The sequence below is a fragment of the Shewanella abyssi genome, from assembly GCF_023284025.1.
In the GTDB taxonomy this organism is placed as follows: domain Bacteria; phylum Pseudomonadota; class Gammaproteobacteria; order Enterobacterales; family Shewanellaceae; genus Shewanella; species Shewanella abyssi.
Genome location: NZ_JAKIKR010000035.1, coordinates 16,685 through 38,511, shown reverse-complemented (window position 1 = coordinate 38,511; position 21,827 = coordinate 16,685). Strand labels below are relative to the sequence as shown.

The window sequence follows — 21,827 nt, the reverse complement described above, 5'->3', positions numbered from 1 at the left end:
ACTAATCCTCAGCCAATAATATGGGGAATATTCATAAATAACCGATTAAAGAAATCCGTTATCTGCATCAATAACCATTCACCGGAAAAAACCACCATGAGTAAGGTCAGTACCAGTCGCGGTAAAAAGCTCAATGTCTGTTCATTAACTTGAGTTGCCGCTTGAAAAACAGCGATCACTAACCCCATCAATAACCCCGGTACGACTAAAACCCCCACCATGGTTACGACCAGAAATATCGCCTCGGCAAACATCCCGGTGAGTTCATTGACATCCATAACCCTAAAGGATCTCGCGCACGAGTAGTCCAATCACCCTAGGCCAGTCATTGAGCACGACTAACATCAGCATCATGGCACCAAGCAGTAAATAGATGATGTCACCCATCGATAGAGCCAACATTTGCTGGTCACTCTTTACACCTTCCATCTATGACTCCTCTGCTGCAGACTTAATCCGTCGACTATCTTGCTATCCATAACTGGCCACCAAAGTACTCACCGTCATTGACCATCCATCCACTAATACGAAGACCATCAGTTTAAACGGCAAGGAGATAATGAGCGGCGAAAGCATCATCATACCCATGGACATCAAGACACTAGCGACAACCAAATCGATCACCAAAAAAGGCAGAAACAGCAAAAAGCCAATTTGAAAGGCTGTTTTTAGTTCGCTCAATACAAATGCAGGCATAAGCACAAAGAAAGGGATCTGTTCAGCCGTTAACGTGATAGGTTCATCGGCTATTTTAAGCATCTGCTCCAGATCAGTTTCACGCGTTTGTGCCAACATAAACTGCCGCAATGGTTTTTCTCCAATCGCAACCGCTTCCATTAACTCAATTTGGCCCTGATCGTAGGGTAGAAATGCATCGTCATAGATCGATTGCCCCACCGGACGCATAATGAAAATGGTCATGACCAAGGCTATGCCTATCAGCACTTTATTGGGTGGACTTTGCTGTAAACCCAATGCTTGCCGTAAAATTGCCAACACCACAATAATTCGAGTAAAGCTGGTCAACATCATCAATAAAGCAGGAAGAAAGCTCAGCACCGTCATTAATGCCAAGATCTCTAATTTAATATTCACCGACTGAGTTTTATCGCCATCAGCCAATGAAAATAACGTGAGCCCATCTCCTGCGTACGCCGCCGATGAAAAGCAGGCTAATATAACCAGCAACACTCGCCACATAGTTAACTAACAGCTCCCGTAAGGCTGGTTGCTTCAACTTCAAGCAAACGCACACCATAACGACCATTAACTTCAACCACTTCGCCACGCCCAAGCAATGCACCATTGACGCGAATATCAAGCGGCTCTCCAACCATGCGGTCAAGCGCAACGACATCGCCCTCACCCATTTTCGCCAACTCTCCTAGCGATATCTCTACGCTAGCGAGCTCCAATGTCACATGTACCGGCAGCTGATTAAAAAAGGACAAATCTTTTACAGGTTTAGGCTGTACCTTAGGTTCATCAACCGCATCTTCTGCAAAAAAATCGTCGTCTAAAAGAAAATTGTCATCTTGCAAAACACTATTTTCAGCCATTGGATTGCTCCTCCATTTGAAAGGCTTCTTGAGATAATTTGGCCACCATTTGACCTTCATGGGTATGCACTGTGGCGTAAAAAAGCGGTCTTTTGCCGATGGTCAGCGGACAGCGAGAGTGTAAATTCATCGGCAAAATATCGCCTACTGCAACGTTTTGCAGTGAGGTTACAGGCATACTTTGATGCCCAAGCTCAAGTGAAGTCCGTAGTGGGATCTGTTTAAGTCTATTGGCTAGCTTCTCCGACAATTCTGGGTCGGCCTGGTACTGACTCGGCTGCTCTGCCATCAATTCCAACAAGTGCTCAGCCATATAAAAACGCATAGGGGGACCAACATGCCCAAGTGGAAAGCTCAGTTCACAACAAACCGGGGCTTTAATCGGAGCATTATTCACTACCAGTTCAAGCTCTAGCTTATCGGCATCCATGTCAGTCACGGGTAGCGTTGCTATCACAGCCATGATCATCCGTTTCACAATACGCAGTTCAGAGTGGCTAGGAGCTCTTAGTGGGGATCTGGGTGCGGTCAAACAACTGCCATAATAACCGCTTGCCAACTGATCTAGGGTGCACTTGTCAATTTGCCACCACCCCAACTCAATACGGTTATAACTCAATATAAACCAAGCATCATGTAACTGCGGAGTCAGCTGGTTATTTTTGGCACTTAGGGACACATTTGATAACGCTAAATGACCTTGACGTATAATCGGCATCAGTAATTCATTTATAGCATCCAGCGTATTACGCTGACGCAATGACAATTGCGTTAATAATCGACTCCTAGCTAACTTCTCTTTAATCAATACCACAGGCCTTAATTCAAAAGCTTCGTTAGATTTAATTAAACTAGCTTTCGCTGTTGTTTTCACTTTAATTCCTACAAAATAATTCGATCGTCAAACAATCGACACTACAGTTGAAATAGTTATTAAAATGACGAGTGTCAAAATAACATCTAAATACAATAACCACTCAACACTGAATGCTAAAGCGCTATTTATTAAAACACCCAAAACTCTTAAAAACAAGATCTTATGATCAAAATCGAAGACATGCTAAAATGTAACAGTTTGTATTAAAGCACAAGCCCAAGCACGCTCAGCTAATATACAACAACTGGTCATACAACCAGAATTAATACATTAACTCCCAAACAAAACAGCGGCACATCTATTTATATAAAAATATATAATAAAATGTTTTACATGTTTTAATATTAAGTGTTTAATTGGCAACATTAAAAATAGCGATATTAAATAGTAACTTCTACATTTAAGGATTATGGGAAATTGAAATTCTCTGTTTATATTTCGGCCTGTTTGCTCTTTATTTGTACATTCACCACAAATAACCTATTTGCAGAATCGATTAATTATCAAACACCTTTTGAAAAAGCCCAATGGCAGTTTTCAGGGGATCCATTTGGCTGTAAAATTAACCATAGAGTGCATCATTTTGGTACCTTTGGGCTTATGGCAAATCCTGGCGAAGCACTCACTTTATCCCTTAGCGCTGACTGGTTAAGTTTAGACAATATCCAAAGCCAAGCCGCGGTAGTCCCACCCTCTTGGCAAGCACAGATCCAACAGCCTATCGCGACAACGTCACTAAATTGGTCAGGTGCTCAAGCATTGACTCAACACGATACCAACCCATTTTTAGAGGCTCTCGAACAAGGCTTAACCTGGCAGGTAGATATCGCAACTGAAGGTAGTGGATATCGAGTCAGCTCCAGCCCAGTTTCCACCCAAACCGTTGCCAATCAATTTAGGATCTGCCGTCAACAGTTGCTGCCGAAGCCCTTTAGCTATTTGCGCCGTCTTGAGCTGCAATTTGCGAGCAGTTCAAGCCTATTAAGCCCTGCACATGAACAAGATCTTTACGCTATTCAGCGCTACCTTCAAGCAGACCCTAGTATCATTGAGGTATTAATCGATGGTCATGCCGATGCCTCTGGTGAACGACTGGCTAACTTAGTCCTCAGTAAAGCGCGTGCTGACGAAGTGAAGTCTCGACTCATTGAGCTTGGCGTTGCGCCACAGATCATCCAAACACGACATCACGGCAATCGTGCACCCGTAGCCAGTAACACAGATAGCGCAGGGCGAAAGCTAAACCGAAGAGTCAGCGTACGTTTAGTCAAATCAGCCACTCCGCCCGCCAAAAACTCGGCTTGGGGAGCATTAAAGTGAATCGCTCTAGTTTAAGGTTTGTCGACGCTCAATTACCCCAAGCAAGCCTGAAAAAAATCGCTCTACAAGGGTTCAGTCTTTGGCAAACCAATGATAACGAACAGCCATGGTTGAGCTTAGTTAATCTCTCGCAGTGCAGCTGCAACAATGTGGCAAGCCTGTTGAAGCAGTTTCCAAGTAAACACCAAGTCGCACTACTAGAACCGGAACAAACTGAACTCGCCAGTATGGCAATGCAATGTGGCGTGCAAGATTATCTGCTACTGCCTATAGACGAAGAGCAGCTGTACTCCCTGCTGCAGCGATTACGCCGACTCGAATTACCCAATAATGAGTTAGTTTGCGCCGCACCAGTCAGTCGCCAGTTACTTATGCTAGCCCATCGTGCTGCCAATACCGAAGCCACCGTATTACTCACTGGCGAAAGTGGTACAGGTAAAGAACCTTTGGCTCGCTATATTCACCGTCATTCCGATCGTGCAGAGCAGGCTTTTGTCGCCATCAACTGCGCCGCCATCCCTGAAAGCATCTTAGAATCAATTCTATTTGGCCATGTTAAAGGGGCCTTTACTGGCGCCAACGCCGACCAACCTGGTAAATTTGAATTCGCCAACGGTGGCACAATATTGCTCGATGAAATAGCGGAGATGCCAATATCATTGCAAGCAAAATTGCTGCGTGTTCTACAGGAAAGAGAAGTTGAGCGCTTAGGTAGCCATAAATCAATTGCACTCGACATTCGTATTATTGCCTCCACCAATAAAGATCTGCGCCAAGCGATGCTCGATGGACAATTTAGAGAAGATCTGTTCTATCGCTTAGATGTGCTGCCGATAAAAATACTCCCACTTAGGCAACGGCGTGAAGACATTCTGCCCATCGCCGAGCATTTTTTGCAGCGCTATAAAATTTTAGCCGCTAACCAGCACTGCTATTTCAGCGAACAGGCACGCAATGTACTCCTCAGCCACGATTGGCCAGGCAATGTTCGAGAGCTTGAAAACACCATCCAGCGAGCACTTGTCATGCGTCGCGGACAAGCCCTGCAAGCTGAAGATCTCGGCCTAGCGAGTCAAGAGGTTAACACTCTCGCCGAACCCAATGAATCAGGTCTAAAGGCCTCAAAACGCCAAGCAGAGTTCCAATACATTATCGATACCCTAAAACGCCATAACGGCCACCGAAATCACACTGCACAAGCCCTTGGCATGACCTCCCGGGCGCTAAGATACAAGCTGGTACAGATGCGGGAGGAAGGTATCGATATAGAACAAATTTTGTCATCTTCTGGTCACGCGGCGTAAGTCACCATCAGCACAACTAAGGAACACCAATGTCAAATGCCAACATCGCCAGCGCCCAGTCAATGATCCAGCAACTCAGTATCCACTCTGAAATGGCCAAAGGGGCAATTAAAATTGGCCCTAATCCCCGAGACTTCGGGCTGCAGCCCGCATCATTTACCGAACTGATGCAGCATAAAGTTGCCGCAATCAATACTGATCAAAATACCACGTCAGCCCTCATTAGAGCCGTGGATAGTGGTGAAAGTGACGACTTAGTGGGCGCCATGGTCGCATCGCAGAAGGCCAGTCTGTCATTTTCAGCCATGATTCAGATCCGCAATCGTTTAGTACAAGCATTTGATGAAGTCATGAAAATGCCTATCTAAGCCATGCGTACTCGGTTAACCATTCGCGTCATAACGCCAAGAACTCAACTCGCCTTTTTGAGCAAGGAATAAGCAAAGCATGTCGACCACATTGACTCAAACCAGCCCCGTCGTAACCGATGTAAATGGCAGTAATGATCGCCTTAACAGCTTGAAGCAAAAATGGCAGCAGTTCAGCCATGGCGACAATTACGCCGCCACACTGGCTATTTTGGCTATCGTCACCGCCTGCGTCATCGTGTTAATGCTGTGGAGTACCGGCCGAGGTTATAGTCCGCTTTATGGTAATCAGGAAAACGTCGAGACCTCTCGTATCATGGAAGTGCTCGAAATCGAAGGGATCCGTTATCGCCTCGACCCGACCACGGGCTTGGTGTTAGTACCAGAAGACAAATTGGGTAACGCCCGTATGCTGCTCGCCGCTCGCGGCGTCAAAGCCAAGGTCCCATCAGGCATGGATTCACTTGATGCATCAACCATTGGCACCAGCCAGTTTATGGAACAAGCAAAATATCGCTATAGTTTAGAGGGCGAATTATCACGGACCATCATGGCACTCAAGGCGGTTAAATCTGCGAGAGTTCATCTAGCCATCCCCAAGAAAACCCTTTTTATTCGTCAACAACCTGAGTTGCCATCGGCCTCGGTGATGTTAGCGCTGTTTGCTGGTCAGCACATACAGCCTGAACAAATCACCTCTATCGCCAATTTAGTTGCCGGTAGTGTGACTGGGATGAAGCCTGAACGCGTACAAATCGTCGACCAAGAGGGTAACCATTTAAGTGCTGATATCAATGCCAATCAGGACCTAACCCAAGCGCGAGATAAACAACTGCAATACACTCTGGAGCTTGAGCAAAGCTTGGTTAGCCGCGCCGCAAGCATGCTACAGCCGATTCTCGGACAAGATAATTTTCAGGTACAGGTGGCAGCCACCGTTAACTTCAACCAAGTTGAAGAAACACGTGAGTCCCTTGACCCACAAACCGTGATAAGCCAAGAGAATCAAAGCACAAAACAAACCAGTGGCAACATGGCACTGGGGATCCCAGGCGCCTTGAGTAATCAGCCTCCTACGGCCGGAGCAGCACCGGCCGCCAACAGCAACACCAATCTTAACCAACAAGAGAGCCGTCAGTTTGAAATTGGTCGTTCAGTTAAACACACCCGTTACCAGCAGATGCAGTTAGAAAACCTCTCAATCGCGGTACTGCTCAATAGCCAAGCCGCAGGTGCTACAGGCTGGAGTCAACCGCAACTCGACCAGATCAGTAACATGGTCCAGGGCGCAATTGGTTACTCAACCAACCGTGGCGACCAATTCAGTATCAGTAGTTTTGATTTTGCCCCGATGAAAGTGGTTGAGTTTGAGCCATTGCCTTGGTGGCAAGCCGAAAGCTACCAAGCATACTTACGCTATTTCATCGGTGCGATTTTAGGGCTCGGGATGATCTTCTTCGTACTACGACCACTAGTACAGCATTTAACCCGCACGGTTGACTACAACATCAAAGACAATCAGCAGGATGCCCCTGCACCATTAATGCCACCTGCAGAAGCCAGTGGCAACAATGCGATTAGCGATGCACAGCAACAAACGGATGCATTACTGGATATTACCGATACCAACGCCAGCAGCAACTGGAGCAGTAATCTCAGCTTACCTGCACCGGGCTCACCACTCACGATACAGATGGAACACCTCAGCTTGCTTGCGAATCAAGAGCCAGCACGCGTGGCCGAAGTGATATCCCATTGGATTAATGACCAAGAAAGCGAACAACAGTCTCATCAGGCTTAACGAATATAGGTAAACCAAACCGTGAATAATAATGAAGTCACAATAAAAATGGACAACCTAGAGCAAGCCGCCATGTTGCTGCTTAGCATGGGTGAACAAGGTGCCGCTCAAGTCATGGCGCACTTGGATCGTAACGATGTGCAACACTTAAGCCACAAAATGGCGCGGTTAGCGAGCATAACGCAAAACGAAGCCGAAGCGGTGCTGGGGCGCTTCTTTAAGGGTTATCAAGAACAATCTGGTATTGCTCGAGCATCACGCACGTATTTGCAAAAAACCTTGGATCTCGCCCTAGGGGATCGCGTTGCTAAAAGCCTGATAGACAGTATCTACGGTGATGAAGTCAAGACCCTCGTGAAACGACTCGAATGGGTTGAACCACAACTGCTGGCTCGCGAAATAGCCAACGAGCACAGCCAACTGCAAGCAGTGCTGTTAGGCTTGCTACCGCCAGAAAGTGCTGCACAAGTGCTGCAAGGACTCCCCGCTGAAGTCCAAGATGAGGTGCTGGTGCGTATCGCACAATTGGGAGACATTGATCGCGAGGTTGTAGATGAACTAAAGCAGCTGGTCGAACGCTGCATGCTAATTGCCATGGGGAAAAGTTACACTCAGATCAGCGGCGTACGCCAAGTTGCCGATATCCTCAACCGTTTTGACGGCGACAGAGAACAGTTAATGGAGATGCTCAAACTCCATGATAAACAGTTAGCCAACAATGTGGCAGACAACATGTTCGACTTCATTATTCTCGGACGTCAGAAACCAGAAACGCTACAAGAGATCATGGCCGTAGTGCCAGCCGATGTGCTTGCTCTTGCACTAAAAGGAATCGATAGCGAGCTTAAATCCACCCTACTTAGCGCCTTACCAAAACGCATGTCATCGGCAATCGAAACTCAAGTCGAAGCCATTGGTAGCGTGCCATTAAGCCAAGCGATTGCTGCTCGAAAAGAGATAATGACACTGGCTAAGCAGATGATGGACGACGGCGAATTCGAGTTGCAACTGTTTGAAGAACAGGTAGTAGAATAATGAGCCAATCCCTTAATAAAACAGACCCACGCTGGCGCCTTATCGGCCAAAACGCACGCCGACATCGTTTTTCACCTCTGATAGCAGAGAGTAATGGCGACACTGAAACTGCCACCTGGCAAGATTTTCAGCAGGCGTTCGATAAAGGCTACAACGAAGGCGTACAAAAAGGCCATCAAGCAGGCTTTAGCTCCGGTGAAGAGGAGGGGCAACAAACAGGTTATGCCGCCGGTTTCAATCAAGGTCGAATCGAGGGGCAGCAAAAAGGTAAAGACAGTATTGATGAGCAGCTCAATAGTATCCTCACTCCCATCAGTGCGCTGCAATCGGTACTTGAAGAGGGGCACAATCAACAGATTTTGCAGCAACAGTCATTAATTTTAGATCTCGTCAGGCGGGTAGCTTTGCAAGTGATCCGTTGCGAGTTGACCCTGCAGCCGCAGCAGATCTTAGCCCTAATTGAAGAAACTCTCGCCGCGCTGCCAGACGACCCAAGCAAGGTCAAAATACATCTTGAACCAAGTGCTGTGGACAAACTAAAAGAGTTAGCCGCAGACAAGATCCACTCTTGGAGCCTAGTTCCCGATGCCAGCATTAGCGCTGGCGGCTGCCGTATCGTTAGCGAAACCTCCGATGCTGACGCATCAGTAGAGACTCGCCTCGACCGCTGCATGGCTCAAGTGGAAACACACTTGCAAGAAAAACCAGCCACCCAAGAGCCACTATTACACGAGGCAGATGTTGAAGCTTAGTGCTGATATTCTCAACTGGCCCAAGGTCCCCGTCGCCCAGGTTTATGGCCGTCTGACTCGAGTCAATGGCCTGTTGCTCGAGGCTGTCGGTTGCCAACTGGGCACCGGCGACCGCTGCCATATAGAGTGCCGCGACAATCACTTGGTCGAAGCCGAAGTTGTCGGTTTTTACAAAGATACCCTGTGCCTAATGCCGATTGAACCAACCAGTGGCCTAATGCCTGGCGCGCGCGTCATGCCAATTGAGGGCCGTTATCAAATTCCGACCGGGCCTGGTTTACTCGGCCGAGTGCTCGATGGTTTAGGGCAACCACTTGATGATCTAGGCTGCATAAAACACATCCCTCAAGTGCCTCTGCAGTTCAAAACTACTAACCCACTCAAGCGTACTCCCATTCGGGATCCATTAGATGTTGGGATCCGCGCGATTAATGCGTTGCTACCTGTTGGCCGTGGCCAGCGTTTAGGCTTGTTTGCAGGTTCAGGCGTGGGTAAAAGTGTGCTATTAGGCATGATGACGCGCTTTACTGAGGCCGATATTGTGGTCGTCGGGCTCATTGGCGAACGCGGCCGAGAGGTCAGAGAGTTTATCGAGGAGTCTCTGGGCGAAGAGGGGCGTAAACGTGCCGTGGTGGTCGCTGCGCCTGCTGATACCACGCCTTTAATGCGCATGCGTGCCATGCGCCTGTGTCATCACATTGCCGCCGGTTATCGCGATCAGGGCAAACACGTATTAATGCTGGTAGATTCATTAACACGTTACGCCCAAGCCCAACGAGAAATAGCCCTAAGCTTAGGTGAGCCACCCGCGACCAAAGGCTATCCGCCATCGGCTTTTGCACAACTGCCTAGCCTCGTTGAAATGGCAGGCAATAGCCAGCACCCAACAGGCACCTTAACCGCATTCTATACCGTATTGACCGAAGGCGATGACCAACAAGATCCGATTGCCGACTCAGCTCGCGCCATTTTAGATGGCCATATAGTGCTAAATCGTAAGCTGGCAGAGCAGGGTCACTTCCCGGCAATTGACATCGCAGCATCCGTAAGTCGCTTAGCAACACAAGTCGCGCAACCTAATACCATCAAACAGGGACAGTGGTTTCGTCATCTCAATGGACGCTATAACGAAGTTAAAGATCTACTGCCTTTGGGCGGGTATCAAGCCGGTAATGATCCTGAGATGGATATGGCCGTCAGCGCCTACCCTCAGATGGCAGCCTTTTTACGCCAAGAGACCCATGTTCAAGCCAATTTAAGCCAAAGTCTTAACGCATTAGCGCTGTTGGTGAGTCAAATGGGCTTCTCTTTAACAGCTGGAGATAGCGAATGAAGCAATTATTAAGGTTATGCCAGCAAGAGGAGAAAAAGCTCAGCCAGCTTGGACAGCAAAGAAACGCCGCACAGCGCAAAATTGATACCATAGAACAACAGAAGCTACAGTTGGGGCAGATGATCTCAGACTACACTCACGCTAATGCGGCTTGCCCATCAGCGCTGCTGCTGCAAAACAGTTCGCAGATGGTGCAAGCTATCGAGCCAATGTTAAAACAGCTGACTCGCAAACAGCTGTTATTACAACAAGAGCGGCAGAGAATGCAGGGGTTGTGGCGTAAACAGCTAGGCCGCCAACAAGGGATACAGTGGCTGTATAAAGAACGTTTACAGCAACATGATCTGCTACTGCAAAAGCAAGAACAGAAGCTACTTGATGATTTAGCGGGGTATTACAGTCGGCGTTAATCTGGCAAGCAATTAACGTGTTTCACCGTAATCGATAGCTGTATCCTTATCTCGATTCAGTAATTGATTGATGACCTCTTGCTGCGCCACTAACAGCTGACCATTAGATTCATTGACCGATTGACTCTCTTTGACCAATAACAGTAGATTTTCCCACAATAGTGAAACCTCTGCTGCCAATGATGCCGGTAACTTACGGATCAAGGTTGCCATGCCACTGGCGCTACCTGAAAACCCTAAGGCTTGCAACATTCTGCGGCGCTCGTTTGCCTTACGCGTCAAGCTACTGCAAAGCTCAGACTGATGCTGGTTATGATAAGCTAAGCCGGTATTGTCGCGGCGCTGCATTAATTCGCGCTGGCGTTTTAATAAGCTTTTTAGCTGCTTATAGCCTTCAATATCCTGGCGAATACCACGCACTATACCTTGGACTAGCTCGCGCTTGTTAGTGGTGACTAGGGGATCAACCATGTTGTTGCACCATAGTTTCAGCCAGTTGCTCGAGGTTTAGCTCAAAACTTCCATCCACCAAAGATTGACGGATCTGTTCCACTTTATTGAGATCAAAGTCAGGTAACTGCTCCAAGCTGTATTTAGTATGCTCCAATAGCTTGCAATCTTCGCTGACTTCTTGCTGCACCTTAATCGGCACTGCAACGGGCTTTTCCGGCACAAGTGCCGCACTTTGCGTCTTACTTTTACTCATGCCCATGTCAGCATTGAGCATGCTGCTTACTTTGCTAATGTCCATAATTGCTGCCTTAAATACGCCTACTGTAGGAGGTAAAGCGACCCTTTGATGCCAATCTGAAATAACAAAACGATTTATTTAGTCAAAAAGTAACCGCTGCAACCCGATATTAAAACAGGGTGGCCACCCGCCCTTTTGCTATCGGATAGGCAGAGATGATTTTACCCGAACTCAAATTTTTAACCCGGATCGCTTTGCCCTCCCCCCCCCCTTCCAATGCCTCACCGGGCATGTTGGCATAAAAGCCGTTACTGCGGGCTTCAATAATCACTCGATCACCAATATTCACCCACTGCGGCGCACTTAATTGCAACGCCTTAATCGGCTTATAACGGCGTATTTTTCGCACCACTTGTCGACCAATGATCTGCTCGATATCGGTCACGAGATCTCTGTCTGCTGCGCCCAGTTTTAACCGTTTCCAATCGATATCTGCCGCCGAGATCTGCACCCCACGCTTTAACACGCGATTGGCCACAGGAAGTTTGGCCCTCACATCGACCGACGCCCGCACATATAAGCTCCAGCCCATTGGCTCGCAACTCACCTTACGCTGCACATTGCCCAAAGGAACACTCTTGGCGGCCTCAATCATTAATGCTGACGAACACCTCGCGAGTCTTTTTGCCCCCGATGGCACTTTAATATCGAGCTTCGACTCGAGTTGACTCAGCCCTGATTGCTGTTGCCACTCATGCAGTTCTGTTGCTAATAACTGCTTAAATGCTTTCTCAATTTGCAGCGGCGTATCAGTCTCACTTTGCGCCACACTGAGCGGCGGAAATAAACAGGAAGCGCAGAGGAGGAAGTAGGAAATACAGGTTCCGATCTTTCGCCACTCATACATACAAACCATTGAATTACCTCAACTATAACTGTTGGCACATTAATTGAATATACCAATAACAATTAAACTGGACATACCATACTAGGAGTCGTAATGGCTATCAACCTTGATGCCGCATTAGGTATTCACCCGCACACTTTAGACTTTAGAGTTGAGCGCAGCAAGATGCTGGCAGGTAATTTAGCCAATGCCGAAACTCCCGGTTACAAAGCACGTGATCTCGACTTTAAAACAGTGATGCTACAGATCAATGCCGGTATGTCTCCAGATCGAAATTACCAAGAAAGCTTCCGAGTTCCTTACCAAACCTCGAGCGACCAAAACACCGTTGAGTTAGGGCAAGAGCAAGCTAGATACTCGCAAAACGCCATGGATTATCAAACCAGCCTGACCTTCCTCAACATGAAGATTTCAGGTCTACGCACTGCTATCGAAGGTCAATAAGCCACTATGTCATTTTCAGAAATTTACCAAATTGCCGGTGCAGGCATGAACGCTCAAACCATTCGCCTAAATACGGTCGCCAGTAACTTAGCCAATGCGGGCGCTGCGGCAAAAAGCCCTGATGAGGCTTTTCGTGCATTGAAACCTGTTTTTTCAACCATCTATAAACAGACCCAAGAGGGTCAGGTCGCTGGTGCTCATGTGGAAGTTTCCGCCATTGTGCAATCAGCTGCACCACTGGATCTACGCTATGAACCCGACCATCCCTATGCCGATGAGCAAGGCTATGTGGCCTACTCCAACGTCAATACCGTTGAAGAGATGGCCGACATGATGGCAGCTAGCCGCTCATTCGAAACCAACGTCGAAATCATGAACCGTGCCCGCTCTATGCAGCAAGGTTTACTGCAATTAGGAGCGAGATAATGAACGTCACCAATAACACTAACACCACTGTCAATGCGACTGATACCATTAGCTCGCCGGGTAACGATTCGGCCTCCATCAAGAACGAATTCATGACCTTGATGATTGCCCAAATTAAGAACCAAGACCCCACTAACCCCATCGATGGCACCGAATACGTAACCCAACTAGCACAGTTTTCTCAAGTAGAAAGCTTGGAGCAGATGCGCGCAAACCAGTCGACCTCAATGGTGATAATGGAAAATCTTGGCGTGGTGCAATCCGCACAGCTAGTCGGCAAAGATGCCATGGTGCCCGCGTCAGAATTCAACATCGATAACCTGCCGCTAGAGGGTAAGACCTATCTCGAAAATGCCGTTGAAGCCTTGAGTATCGATATCATCGACAACAACGGCGAAGTGGTACAAACATTGGAAATGGGCTCACAAGAAGCCGGTGATATTGGCTTTACAATTAACCCTGAAGCATTAGGTCTTCCACCGGGTGATTACAGCATCGTCGCCAACACCACCAGCGGTGACGTTAAGAAAACGGCCGACACATTTATCAAAGCCGAAATCGAAAAAATACACTTTATCAGCGCCTCAGGAATGATGATGGCTGAATTAGGTAATGGTCTTGGCACTATCTCTGTGCTGGAAATCTCTGAAGTTTCATAACTGGTTAGCAAAGGATTAATCGATGTCTTTCAATATTGCGTTAAGTGGCTTACAAGCAACCACACAAGATCTAAATACCATCAGTAATAACATTGCTAACTCTTCAACGGTTGGCTTTCGCAGCGGGCGTAGCGAGTTTTCAGCCATCTACAACGGCGGCCAAGGTGGCGGTGTTAATATGATGTCCACCAGCCAAAACTTCACCAACGGTGGCAGCTTAACCTACACCGGACGTCAGCTCGATATGGGCATACAGGGCGATGGTTTCTTCGTATTAAGTGGCCAAGATGGCAACACCATGTACGCCAGAGCAGGCATGTTTAATCAAGATGCCAATGGTTTTGTCACCGATCCTGCTGGTAATCGCCTGCAAGGCTATTCTGTCGGTGCTACCGGTAACCTGCAAACAGGTAACGTTGCGGACCTGCAAATACAAGCAGGCGCCCTGCCCGCCAAAGCAACCACCACCTTGGGTTTAGTTTCTAACCTCGACGCTAGAGTGAATGTCATTGATCCCGTAGCCACTCCATTTGATCCCGGTAACGCAGCCACCTATCACTCATCAAGCACAGTGACCGCCTATGACTCACTCGGTAAGGAGCACGCCCTCACCCAGTATTATGTCAAAACAGCCGATAATACTTGGTCGGTGCATTACATGATGGGCAATACCGACGTGACACCCGCGGGCGGCCATCAATTGGACTTTGACTCTGACGGTATTCTTACCGGCGGTAACACATTAACCTTGGCCATCAGCGACCCTAACATTGTGGCTGGCGCATCGAACATGAATCTGGCGCTGAGTTATGACAAGAGCACCCAATATGCCTCTGACTATAACAACTCCAGCTTGAGCCAGAATGGGTACACCTCTGGCGAGCTAAACGGCATTCGTTTAGATGAAAGCGGCATGCTGTTCGGCACGTACACCAACGGCCAAGAGCAGCTGCAAGGCCAAGTGGTACTGGCTGACTTTAACAATCCTAACGGCTTAACCCCGGTGAGTAATAACGCATGGACGGCGACCAATGCCGCAGGCCAGCCAATCATAGGTACACCGACCACGGGCACCTTGGGCTCTATTGCCTCTGGATACCTTGAAGGTTCCAATGTCGACACCACTGCTGAGATGGTGAACTTGATGACAGCCCAGCGCAACTATCAGTCAAACGCCAAGGTGCTAGATGCCAACTCAACGATGCAACAAGCATTGCTCAACGCGATTTAGGCCTAACTCATGGACAGAATGATCTACACCGCCGCCAGAGGCGCAGCCCGAGTGATGGAAGCGCAAGCTATCCGCGCGAATAACCTAGCCAATGCTGACACCACTGGCTTTAAAGCTGACTTAGAGCGCGTTAACGCGATGACTGTTGCCCCAACCGGTAACAGTTTACCAACCCGCGTCTTGGCACAAACCCAAAGCAGCGGCTTTAGTCAGCAAAGTGGCGCATTGAATCCAACAGGCAGAACCTTAGATCTTGCCATCAATAGCGAGGGTTTATTCTCGGTGATGACCGCAGAAGGTGAAGGCTATACACGCTCGGGAGCCATACAACCAGACGCTAACGGTCAGCTCACGCTAGACGGTCGCCCTGTCGCCGGAGTAGATGGTCCAATTGTGTTACCAGAATACCGCGAGCTATTTGTCGGTGATGACGGCCGCTTAAGCATCATCGCTGACGAAGGCGGTATTATTGAAGAGGTAGGCCAGCTCAAGCTGGTGAATCCAGACATCAGTACCATGTCCAAAGGCCTTGACGGTTTACTGTACCCAGCCGACCGCCAGCCCTTAGCCGCCAGTGAACAAGTGAGGCTTAGCAGCGGTTTTCTTGAAGCGAGCAACGTTCAAGCTGTGGCCGAGCTTATTGCCTCTATGGACTTGAGCCGTCAGTTTGAAGTGCAAGTCAAACTGATGAAAAGCGCTGAAAAACTCGCAGAAGCGGGTAATCGACTGCTGCGCGATGCCTAGATTCGATTTAAAAGGATAATAAAATGCAATCAGCCTTATGGGTCAGTAAAACCGGCTTAACCGCTCAAGATACTAAAATGACCACCATTGCCAATAACTTGGCAAACGTAAACACCACTGGTTTTAAACGTGATCGTGTTGCCTTTAATGACTTGTTTTACCAAGTGCAACGCCAGCCTGGCGGCCAGGTCGATGCACAAAACGAACTGCCATCGGGTTTACAACTCGGTACCGGCACACGGGTGGTCGGCACCCAAAAAGTATTCACTACCGGTGACATGCTTAACACGGGTCAACAACTCGATCTCGCAATTGAAGGCCAAGGCTTTTTCCAAATTGAAGAAGCCAATGGTGATATCAGCTTCTCCCGTGACGGCCAATTCTACCGTAACAGCGAAGGCTTGATGGTGACTTCTCAAGGCTTACCAATGGTGCCTAACATTGAGATCCCAGAAGATGCACTCACAGTGACTATCGCGACCGATGGCACCGTCTCAGCACAAATGGCTGGCCAGCCAGATGCACAAGAGTTGGGGCAGATCACCCTGGTTAACTTTACCAATCCAGCAGGGCTAGAAGCCCGCGGTAATAACCTCTATCGCGAAACAGGCGCATCTGGCGCAGCAATAGAGGGCATTGCCGGTGACCAAGCGCTAGGCCAATTACGTCAAGGTGCGCTAGAGGGCGCTAACGTCAACGTAGTGGAGGAGATGGTCGAGATGATCTCGACTCAGCGAGCTTACGAGATGAATGCCAAAGTCGTATCTGCCGCTGACGATATGCTCAAGTTCCTCAACCAAGCGCTGTAATTACACTTAATCATTGACCCAGTAATAGAACTCGAAAAGGGAGCCATAATGCAATCAACATGGATGGGCTTAAGTTTAGCGTTGATACTGCTACTGTCTGGCTGTATGGCCCACATTCCGGAGCCTGACACTGCGCCAGGTAAACCTGAGTGGGCACCACCAGAAATTGATTACAGCCTTCCTGATGCAGAAAACGGCAGTGCCTATCGCCCTGGTTTTATGCTGACGCTATTTAAAGATAAACGCGCTTTTAGAGAGGGAGATATTCTCACCGTTGCACTCGATGAGAAAACCTATTCCAGTAAGCGGGCTGACACCAAGACCAATAAAGTCAGCGGCATGTCCATTGACGGCCAAGGCTCTACCGACAACACCAGTGTCAGTGGTAGCGGCGAAGCCAACATGGGCCGCACATTCAACGGCACGGGCTCAAGCACACAACAAAACCAGCTCACTGGCTCCATCACAGTGACGGTAGCCAAAGTGTTGCCTAATGGTGCCTTGTTGATCCGCGGTGAAAAATGGTTACGCCTCAACCAAGGCGATGAATATTTGCGTTTACTTGGGCTTATTCGTACTGACGATATCGGTAACGACAACACCATTTCATCGCAACGTATCGCCGATGCTCGCATTATCTATGGCGGCCAAGGCGCCATTTCAGACAGTAACCGTATGGGCTGGGCCTCGCGTTACTTTAATAGCCCTTGGTTCCCATTGTAATGATGTATTTCAGCGTTCAAATTTCAGGATTGTGTGAATGAACAAAGTCGTCAGATTTATTAGCAGTATTTTGCTGAAGCTTGTTAAAAATAAAGCTGTATTTAGCAAAGGGCAGAGCCTTACTCTCGTGCTTGATGACGGAGTTTATCTGAGCAATACATCCGGCACCCAAACTGGCGATAGCGATTCCGCCAAGGCAGAACGCTTAATCACTCAACACCATCAAGGTTCAGACTCAATCACAGTAACCGTCATTCAAGTGCTACCCAATGCGAGTCTTTTCATCAGTGGTGACAAATTGCCATGTCTCAATCAAGTTGCTCAATGCTGTCGCTTATTGGGGATTGTTCGTTGTGATGCTATCGATAACAACACCGTCTCGTCGCAACATATTACCGATGCACGTATCATATTTAACGATGAAAACAGCTGCTCCGATAGCAAGCGGACAGACTGTGCTTCGCGTTACTTTAATAGCCATTGGCTGCCGTTGTGATGATGTCTTTAAGTGTTCTAATTTCAGGATTGTGTGAATGAAAAAAGTAGTCATTTTTATGTTCAGCATGTGTTTGGGATTATCCCCTCTGCTGCCGACCCAGGCACAAGATCGAGTCCAGCATCGCTATTTGATGGACATTGTTGATGTACAAGGGATCCGTGATAACCAGCTAGTCGGTTACGGTTTAATCGTGGGGCTAGATGGTACCGGTGACCGCACGCAAGTGCGCTTTACCAGCCAGTCGATCGTCAACATGCTGAAGCAATTTGGCGTGCAGATTGATGACAAAATCGCTCCCAAGCTGAAAAACGTTGCCGCAGTTGCCGTACATGCCACGGTTCCCCCTCTTGCAAGCCCTGGCCAAAAATTAGACATCACAGTGTCATCTCTCGGTGACGCCAAAAGCCTACGCGGCGGCACCCTGTTGATGACGCCAATGCGCGGCGTTGATGGTGAGATTTACGCTGTTGCCCAAGGTAACTTAGTGGTGGGTGGTGTATCAGCCCAGGGGCGAAATGGCACCTCCGTCACCATCAATGTGCCCACCGTCGGTAGTATTCCCAATGGCGCACTACTCGAAGCGTCAATGCACAGCAACTTTAATGAAGAAGATCATATCGTATTAAATTTGATCGACCCCAGCTTTAAAACCGCCCGCAATATCGAACGAGCCGTTAATGCACTTTTCGGCCCCAATGTCGCCGCAGCCGATAGCAGCGCCAAAGTTATCGTCCGCGCCCCAAGCTCTAATCGTGAGCGAGTCACTTTTATGTCGATGCTCGAAGATCTGCAAATTGAACAGGGTCGCAAATCGCCACGGGTGGTCTTTAACAGCCGCACTGGCACTGTGGTTATGGGCGGTGACGTCGTGGTGCGCAAAGCGGCGGTCAGTCACGGTAACCTGACCGTGACTATCGTTGAGCAAGAGTTTGTCAGCCAGCCTAACGGGGCCTATTTAGGCCAGGCACAAGGTGAAACTGTCGTGGTTTCCGATAGCAAAATTGATATCGATGCTGGCGATGGCCATATGTTTGTCTGGCCAGAAGGTATCGCCCTCAATGACATCGTTCGCGCCATCAATAGCTTAGGCGCATCACCGATGGATCTAATGGTCATTTTACAAGCCCTTAATGAAGCGGGCGCCCTTGAAGCAGAATTGGTAGTGATTTAATGGAATTAAATAATAACCACGGTTACCTGAACCAACTCGACGCTGGCGAGTTGATTAAAGCCAATGGCGAGCATGGTGCGCTAAAACTGGTGAGTCAACAGTTTGAAGCACTGTTTCTGCAAACTGTATTAAAGCAGATGCGCTCGGCGTCAGACGTAATGGCAGATAAAGACAGTCCGCTGTCTTCGCAAAATAACGGTATGTACCGTGACTGGCACGATGCTGAGCTTGCGGGCCGCTTAAGCCAATTGCAAAGTACCGGACTCGCTGACGTAATGAGTAAACAATTGTCAGCCGGACTTAAGTCGGAACCTGAAACGGTCGCCTCTAATAATCAACCTAATAGCGACCAGAATACTCATGCCATGCAGCCAGCCTTGATATTGCCCTTTGTGAACCCGCTGCCTGAGTAAGTCACGCTGTTGATGAGCCCGTATTTAACTACAGATAAGGATTTAAGATGAGCATGCTCAATATTGGTATGTCAGGACTAAACGCAAGCATGGCTGCCCTGAACGCCACTTCCAACAATGTCGCGAATGCGATGGTGCCTGGATATTCTCGTCAGCAAGTCATGCTCAGCTCTGTGGGTAACGGTGTTTATGGTAGCGGTTCAGGCGTGATGGTGGATGGTGTACGGCGTATTTCAGATCAGTACGAAGTGGCGCAATTATGGAACAGCACCAGCAACTTGAGTTTTGCCAAAGCACAAGCAAGCTATTTGGGCCAGGTAGAGCAGATCTTCGGCTCCGAGGGTAATAGTATTTCAGCCGGGCTCGACTTGCTGTTTGCCTCACTAAACTCGGCAATGGAGCAACCTAACGAGGTCGCCCATCGTCAAGGTGTGCTCAACGAAGCCAAAGCACTTACGCAACGCTTTAACTCCATCAGTGAAGGGCTTAACTCACAAGTCACCCAGGTCGAAGGTCAAATCGGCGCTTCGGCAAAAGAGATTAACAGCCAATTACAAATCATCGCCCGTTTTAATGCTGACATTCAAAAATCCAATGCCAGCGGTAATGTACCGTTAGCGCTGCTTGATGCACGCGATGCCGCGGTTGATGACCTGTCTAAAATAGTCGATGTCAATGTGGTGGACGATGGCAACGGCATGCTCAATATATCCTTGGCTCAAGGCCAACCTTTGTTATCAGGCCCCACAGCCTCCACTATTATGGTCAAGGCCGATCCGGCTAACCCGCAATTTAGCCAGATTAGTATTCAGTTTGGTCAATCCAGTTTTCCCCTTGATGAAACCGCTGGCGGCAATTTGGGCGCTCTTATCGACTACCGTGATAACAGCCTGGTCGATTCCATGGCTTTCATCGATGAACTCGCTGTCACTATGGCCGATGAGTTTAATGCGCTACTGGCCGGAGGTACTGATTTACAGGGCAACACTCCGACTCAAGATCTGTTTAGCTATGATCCAATCAATCCCGCAGGCAGCTTAAGCATGACCGCGGGCTTTACTGCCGATATGCTGGCCTTTGGTAAAGATGGTACCCCTGGAGACAACAGTAATTTGAAAGATCTGCTTGGCCTCGCCGATAAAAGCTTCACCTTTGCCTCAATGGGTGTCAGCACCACCATGGGGGATGCATTTGCCAGTAAGATTGGTCAGCTGGGGTCCTCCTCTCGTCAAGCACAAATGAGCCAAGATACAGCAGCAAAGTTGCAACTAGAAGCGCAGAGCCAATGGGCCAGCACTAGCGGGGTCAACATGGATGAAGAGGGCGTAAACCTGATTATTTATCAGCAATCTTACCAAGCCAATGCCAAGGTTATTTCAACCGCCGATCAGTTATTTCAAACCATCTTAAACACTATTTAAGGACATTCGTATGCGCGTAAGTATGCTTAATCTGTACAGCAACAATTTACAAAGCCTGCAGCAATCGACTGTCGATATCTCTAAATTGAACCAGATGATGGCCTCTGGTAAGTCGATTTTGCGCCCCTCTGATGATCCCATCGGCTCAGTGAAGGTCATTAATAGCCAACGAGATATGGCTGCCACGAATCAGTACATCAACAACACGGAATCGCTCTCAACCAGTTTTGGCCGTGCAGAAACTTACATGTCGAGCATGGTCGAACTGCAAAACCGCATGCGTGAAATATCGGTTGCAGCCAACAATGGCAGCTTGTCACCAGAAGACAGAGCCGCTTATGCGGCGGAGATGAGTGAATTATTAGAAGCCTTTGCCGATACGGTCAATGCCAAAGACGAGGGTGGTAATTATCTATTTTCAGGCAACTTGACCGATACTGCACCCATAGCCAAAGATGCCAGCGGTAACTACGTCTATCAAGGTGATACTAACCATCGTGAAGTGCAAACCTCAGGATCATCTTGGATGACAGCCAACAGCACCGCGGCTGAGTTTATTTTTGCTAACGGTAGCGCAGATATTCTCAACCAAACTAAAGACTTTATTGCCGTGCTAGAAGATCCAACCTTGGCACCAGGTGACCCGCTCTTTAGCCAAACCGCCACCGACATGCTCACTAGCCTCGATGACACCCTAACCAGTATTAGTTCTGCCATCACCGATATTGGTGGTAAACAAAATACCTTGAGTTTGATCCAAACCGCCCATGAAGAAAGGGTATTATTTAACGAAGAGGTGATCGGTGAAACTGAAGGGTTGGACTATGCCCAAGCCACTGCGGAGTTTAATTTGAAGCTCACCACTCTAAAGGTCACTCAGCAGACTTTTGTGCAAGTATCGCAACTGTCATTGTTTAATCATATTTAATC

28 protein-coding genes are annotated in these 21,827 nt (G+C 48.3%); 20 read left to right on the top strand and 8 right to left on the bottom strand.

Features of this window, described 5'->3' with window-relative positions; translation table 11 throughout:
- Positions 1-8 precede the first annotated feature (8 nt).
- From L2755_RS14900 to L2755_RS22330, 5 genes are read right to left on the bottom strand one after another with little or no spacing between them, the layout of a single operon-like run.
- Positions 9-278 carry a flagellar biosynthetic protein FliQ gene (locus L2755_RS14900; RefSeq protein ID WP_248981477.1) on the bottom strand — a complete coding sequence of 90 codons (270 nt, stop codon included), beginning with the start codon at positions 276-278 and terminating at the stop codon, positions 9-11.
- A 4-nt stretch (positions 279-282) separates the two neighbouring features.
- Positions 283-429, bottom strand: a complete 147-nt coding sequence (locus L2755_RS14895; protein ID WP_248981476.1) for a hypothetical protein — start codon at positions 427-429, stop codon at positions 283-285.
- A gap of 42 nt (positions 430-471) precedes the next feature.
- The gene (gene fliP, locus L2755_RS14890; RefSeq protein WP_248981475.1) at positions 472-1,200 is read right to left on the bottom strand and encodes a flagellar type III secretion system pore protein FliP; all 729 of its coding nucleotides are present in this window, start codon (positions 1,198-1,200) and stop codon (positions 472-474) included.
- 2 nt (positions 1,201-1,202) lie between these two features.
- The gene (fliN, locus tag L2755_RS14885; RefSeq protein ID WP_248981474.1) at positions 1,203-1,559 is read right to left on the bottom strand and encodes a flagellar motor switch protein FliN; all 357 of its coding nucleotides are present in this window, start codon (positions 1,557-1,559) and stop codon (positions 1,203-1,205) included.
- Positions 1,552-2,433 (bottom strand): FliM/FliN family flagellar motor switch protein, encoded by an 882-nt coding sequence (locus L2755_RS22330; protein ID WP_248981473.1) that lies wholly within the window; start codon positions 2,431-2,433, stop codon positions 1,552-1,554. The genes fliN and L2755_RS22330 overlap by 8 nt, the downstream gene beginning before the upstream one ends.
- Before the next feature lie 420 nt (positions 2,434-2,853).
- Here L2755_RS22330 and L2755_RS14875 point away from each other — a divergent pair, with 420 nt between their 5' ends.
- From L2755_RS14875 to L2755_RS14840, 8 genes are all read left to right on the top strand, one after another.
- Positions 2,854-3,756, top strand: coding sequence for a MotY family protein (locus L2755_RS14875; protein ID WP_248981472.1), 903 nt, complete (start codon positions 2,854-2,856; stop codon positions 3,754-3,756).
- On the top strand, positions 3,753-5,060 hold the full coding sequence (locus tag L2755_RS14870) for a sigma-54 interaction domain-containing protein (protein WP_248981471.1): 1,308 nt from the start codon (positions 3,753-3,755) through the stop codon (positions 5,058-5,060). Before L2755_RS14875 ends, L2755_RS14870 begins: the two co-directional genes overlap by 4 nt.
- A 29-nt stretch (positions 5,061-5,089) precedes the next feature.
- Positions 5,090-5,428 carry a flagellar hook-basal body complex protein FliE gene (fliE, locus tag L2755_RS14865; protein ID WP_248981470.1) on the top strand — a complete coding sequence of 113 codons (339 nt, stop codon included), beginning with the start codon at positions 5,090-5,092 and terminating at the stop codon, positions 5,426-5,428.
- Between the two features lie 79 nt (positions 5,429-5,507).
- Positions 5,508-7,229 carry a flagellar basal-body MS-ring/collar protein FliF gene (fliF, locus tag L2755_RS14860; protein ID WP_248981469.1) on the top strand — a complete coding sequence of 574 codons (1,722 nt, stop codon included), beginning with the start codon at positions 5,508-5,510 and terminating at the stop codon, positions 7,227-7,229.
- A gap of 48 nt (positions 7,230-7,277) precedes the next feature.
- On the top strand, positions 7,278-8,264 hold the full coding sequence (locus L2755_RS14855) for a flagellar motor switch protein FliG (protein WP_248981487.1): 987 nt from the start codon (positions 7,278-7,280) through the stop codon (positions 8,262-8,264).
- Complete coding sequence (fliH, locus tag L2755_RS14850; RefSeq protein ID WP_248981468.1) at positions 8,264-9,016, top strand: flagellar assembly protein FliH; 753 nt, start codon at positions 8,264-8,266, stop codon at positions 9,014-9,016. Before L2755_RS14855 ends, fliH begins: the two co-directional genes overlap by 1 nt.
- Complete coding sequence (locus L2755_RS14845) at positions 9,003-10,349, top strand: FliI/YscN family ATPase (RefSeq protein WP_248981467.1); 1,347 nt, start codon at positions 9,003-9,005, stop codon at positions 10,347-10,349. The genes fliH and L2755_RS14845 overlap by 14 nt, the downstream gene beginning before the upstream one ends.
- Positions 10,346-10,759 (top strand): flagellar FliJ family protein, encoded by a 414-nt coding sequence (locus tag L2755_RS14840; RefSeq protein ID WP_248981466.1) that lies wholly within the window; start codon positions 10,346-10,348, stop codon positions 10,757-10,759. Before L2755_RS14845 ends, L2755_RS14840 begins: the two co-directional genes overlap by 4 nt.
- A gap of 12 nt (positions 10,760-10,771) precedes the next feature.
- Here L2755_RS14840 and flgN read toward each other — a convergent pair whose 3' ends face one another.
- The 3 genes from flgN to flgA form a co-directional block, all read right to left on the bottom strand.
- Positions 10,772-11,230 (bottom strand): flagellar export chaperone FlgN, encoded by a 459-nt coding sequence (gene flgN, locus L2755_RS14835; RefSeq protein WP_248981465.1) that lies wholly within the window; start codon positions 11,228-11,230, stop codon positions 10,772-10,774.
- A complete protein-coding gene (gene flgM / locus L2755_RS14830; RefSeq protein ID WP_248981464.1) occupies positions 11,223-11,510 on the bottom strand; it encodes a flagellar biosynthesis anti-sigma factor FlgM in 288 nt (95 codons plus the stop codon). Before flgM ends, flgN begins: the two co-directional genes overlap by 8 nt.
- A 109-nt stretch (positions 11,511-11,619) precedes the next feature.
- A complete protein-coding gene (gene flgA, locus L2755_RS14825; RefSeq protein ID WP_248981463.1) occupies positions 11,620-12,366 on the bottom strand; it encodes a flagellar basal body P-ring formation chaperone FlgA in 747 nt (248 codons plus the stop codon).
- 84 nt (positions 12,367-12,450) lie between these two features.
- Between flgA and L2755_RS14820 the strand changes: the two genes are divergently transcribed.
- Genes L2755_RS14820 through flgL form a run of 12 tightly spaced genes read left to right on the top strand, consistent with a single transcriptional unit; the run spans position 12,451 to position 21,825 of the window.
- Positions 12,451-12,801 carry a flagellar basal body rod protein FlgB gene (locus L2755_RS14820; RefSeq protein WP_202287476.1) on the top strand — a complete coding sequence of 117 codons (351 nt, stop codon included), beginning with the start codon at positions 12,451-12,453 and terminating at the stop codon, positions 12,799-12,801.
- Between the two features lie 6 nt (positions 12,802-12,807).
- Complete coding sequence (gene flgC / locus L2755_RS14815) at positions 12,808-13,227, top strand: flagellar basal body rod protein FlgC (protein WP_248981462.1); 420 nt, start codon at positions 12,808-12,810, stop codon at positions 13,225-13,227.
- Complete coding sequence (locus L2755_RS14810; RefSeq protein WP_248981461.1) at positions 13,227-13,886, top strand: flagellar hook capping FlgD N-terminal domain-containing protein; 660 nt, start codon at positions 13,227-13,229, stop codon at positions 13,884-13,886. The genes flgC and L2755_RS14810 overlap by 1 nt, the downstream gene beginning before the upstream one ends.
- A gap of 22 nt (positions 13,887-13,908) precedes the next feature.
- Positions 13,909-15,117, top strand: coding sequence for a flagellar hook protein FlgE (gene flgE / locus L2755_RS14805; RefSeq protein ID WP_248981460.1), 1,209 nt, complete (start codon positions 13,909-13,911; stop codon positions 15,115-15,117).
- Between the two features lie 9 nt (positions 15,118-15,126).
- On the top strand, positions 15,127-15,861 hold the full coding sequence (locus tag L2755_RS14800) for a flagellar basal body rod protein FlgF (RefSeq protein ID WP_248981459.1): 735 nt from the start codon (positions 15,127-15,129) through the stop codon (positions 15,859-15,861).
- Positions 15,862-15,884: 23 nt separating this feature from the next.
- Complete coding sequence (flgG, locus tag L2755_RS14795; protein ID WP_248981458.1) at positions 15,885-16,670, top strand: flagellar basal-body rod protein FlgG; 786 nt, start codon at positions 15,885-15,887, stop codon at positions 16,668-16,670.
- Positions 16,671-16,718: 48 nt separating this feature from the next.
- Positions 16,719-17,393 carry a flagellar basal body L-ring protein FlgH gene (gene flgH, locus L2755_RS14790; protein ID WP_248981457.1) on the top strand — a complete coding sequence of 225 codons (675 nt, stop codon included), beginning with the start codon at positions 16,719-16,721 and terminating at the stop codon, positions 17,391-17,393.
- 37 nt (positions 17,394-17,430) lie between these two features.
- Complete coding sequence (locus tag L2755_RS14785) at positions 17,431-17,889, top strand: flagellar basal body L-ring protein FlgH (RefSeq protein ID WP_248981456.1); 459 nt, start codon at positions 17,431-17,433, stop codon at positions 17,887-17,889.
- Between the two features lie 37 nt (positions 17,890-17,926).
- Entirely contained in the window at positions 17,927-19,063 is a 1,137-nt protein-coding gene (locus L2755_RS14780) for a flagellar basal body P-ring protein FlgI (protein ID WP_248981455.1), read from the top strand.
- Positions 19,063-19,476, top strand: a complete 414-nt coding sequence (locus tag L2755_RS14775) for a rod-binding protein (protein WP_248981454.1) — start codon at positions 19,063-19,065, stop codon at positions 19,474-19,476. Before L2755_RS14780 ends, L2755_RS14775 begins: the two co-directional genes overlap by 1 nt.
- Before the next feature lie 47 nt (positions 19,477-19,523).
- Positions 19,524-20,897, top strand: coding sequence for a flagellar hook-associated protein FlgK (gene flgK, locus L2755_RS14770; protein ID WP_248981453.1), 1,374 nt, complete (start codon positions 19,524-19,526; stop codon positions 20,895-20,897).
- 10 nt (positions 20,898-20,907) lie between these two features.
- A complete protein-coding gene (gene flgL / locus L2755_RS14765) occupies positions 20,908-21,825 on the top strand; it encodes a flagellar hook-associated protein FlgL (RefSeq protein WP_248981452.1) in 918 nt (305 codons plus the stop codon).
- The last annotated feature ends 2 nt before the right edge of the window (positions 21,826-21,827 follow it).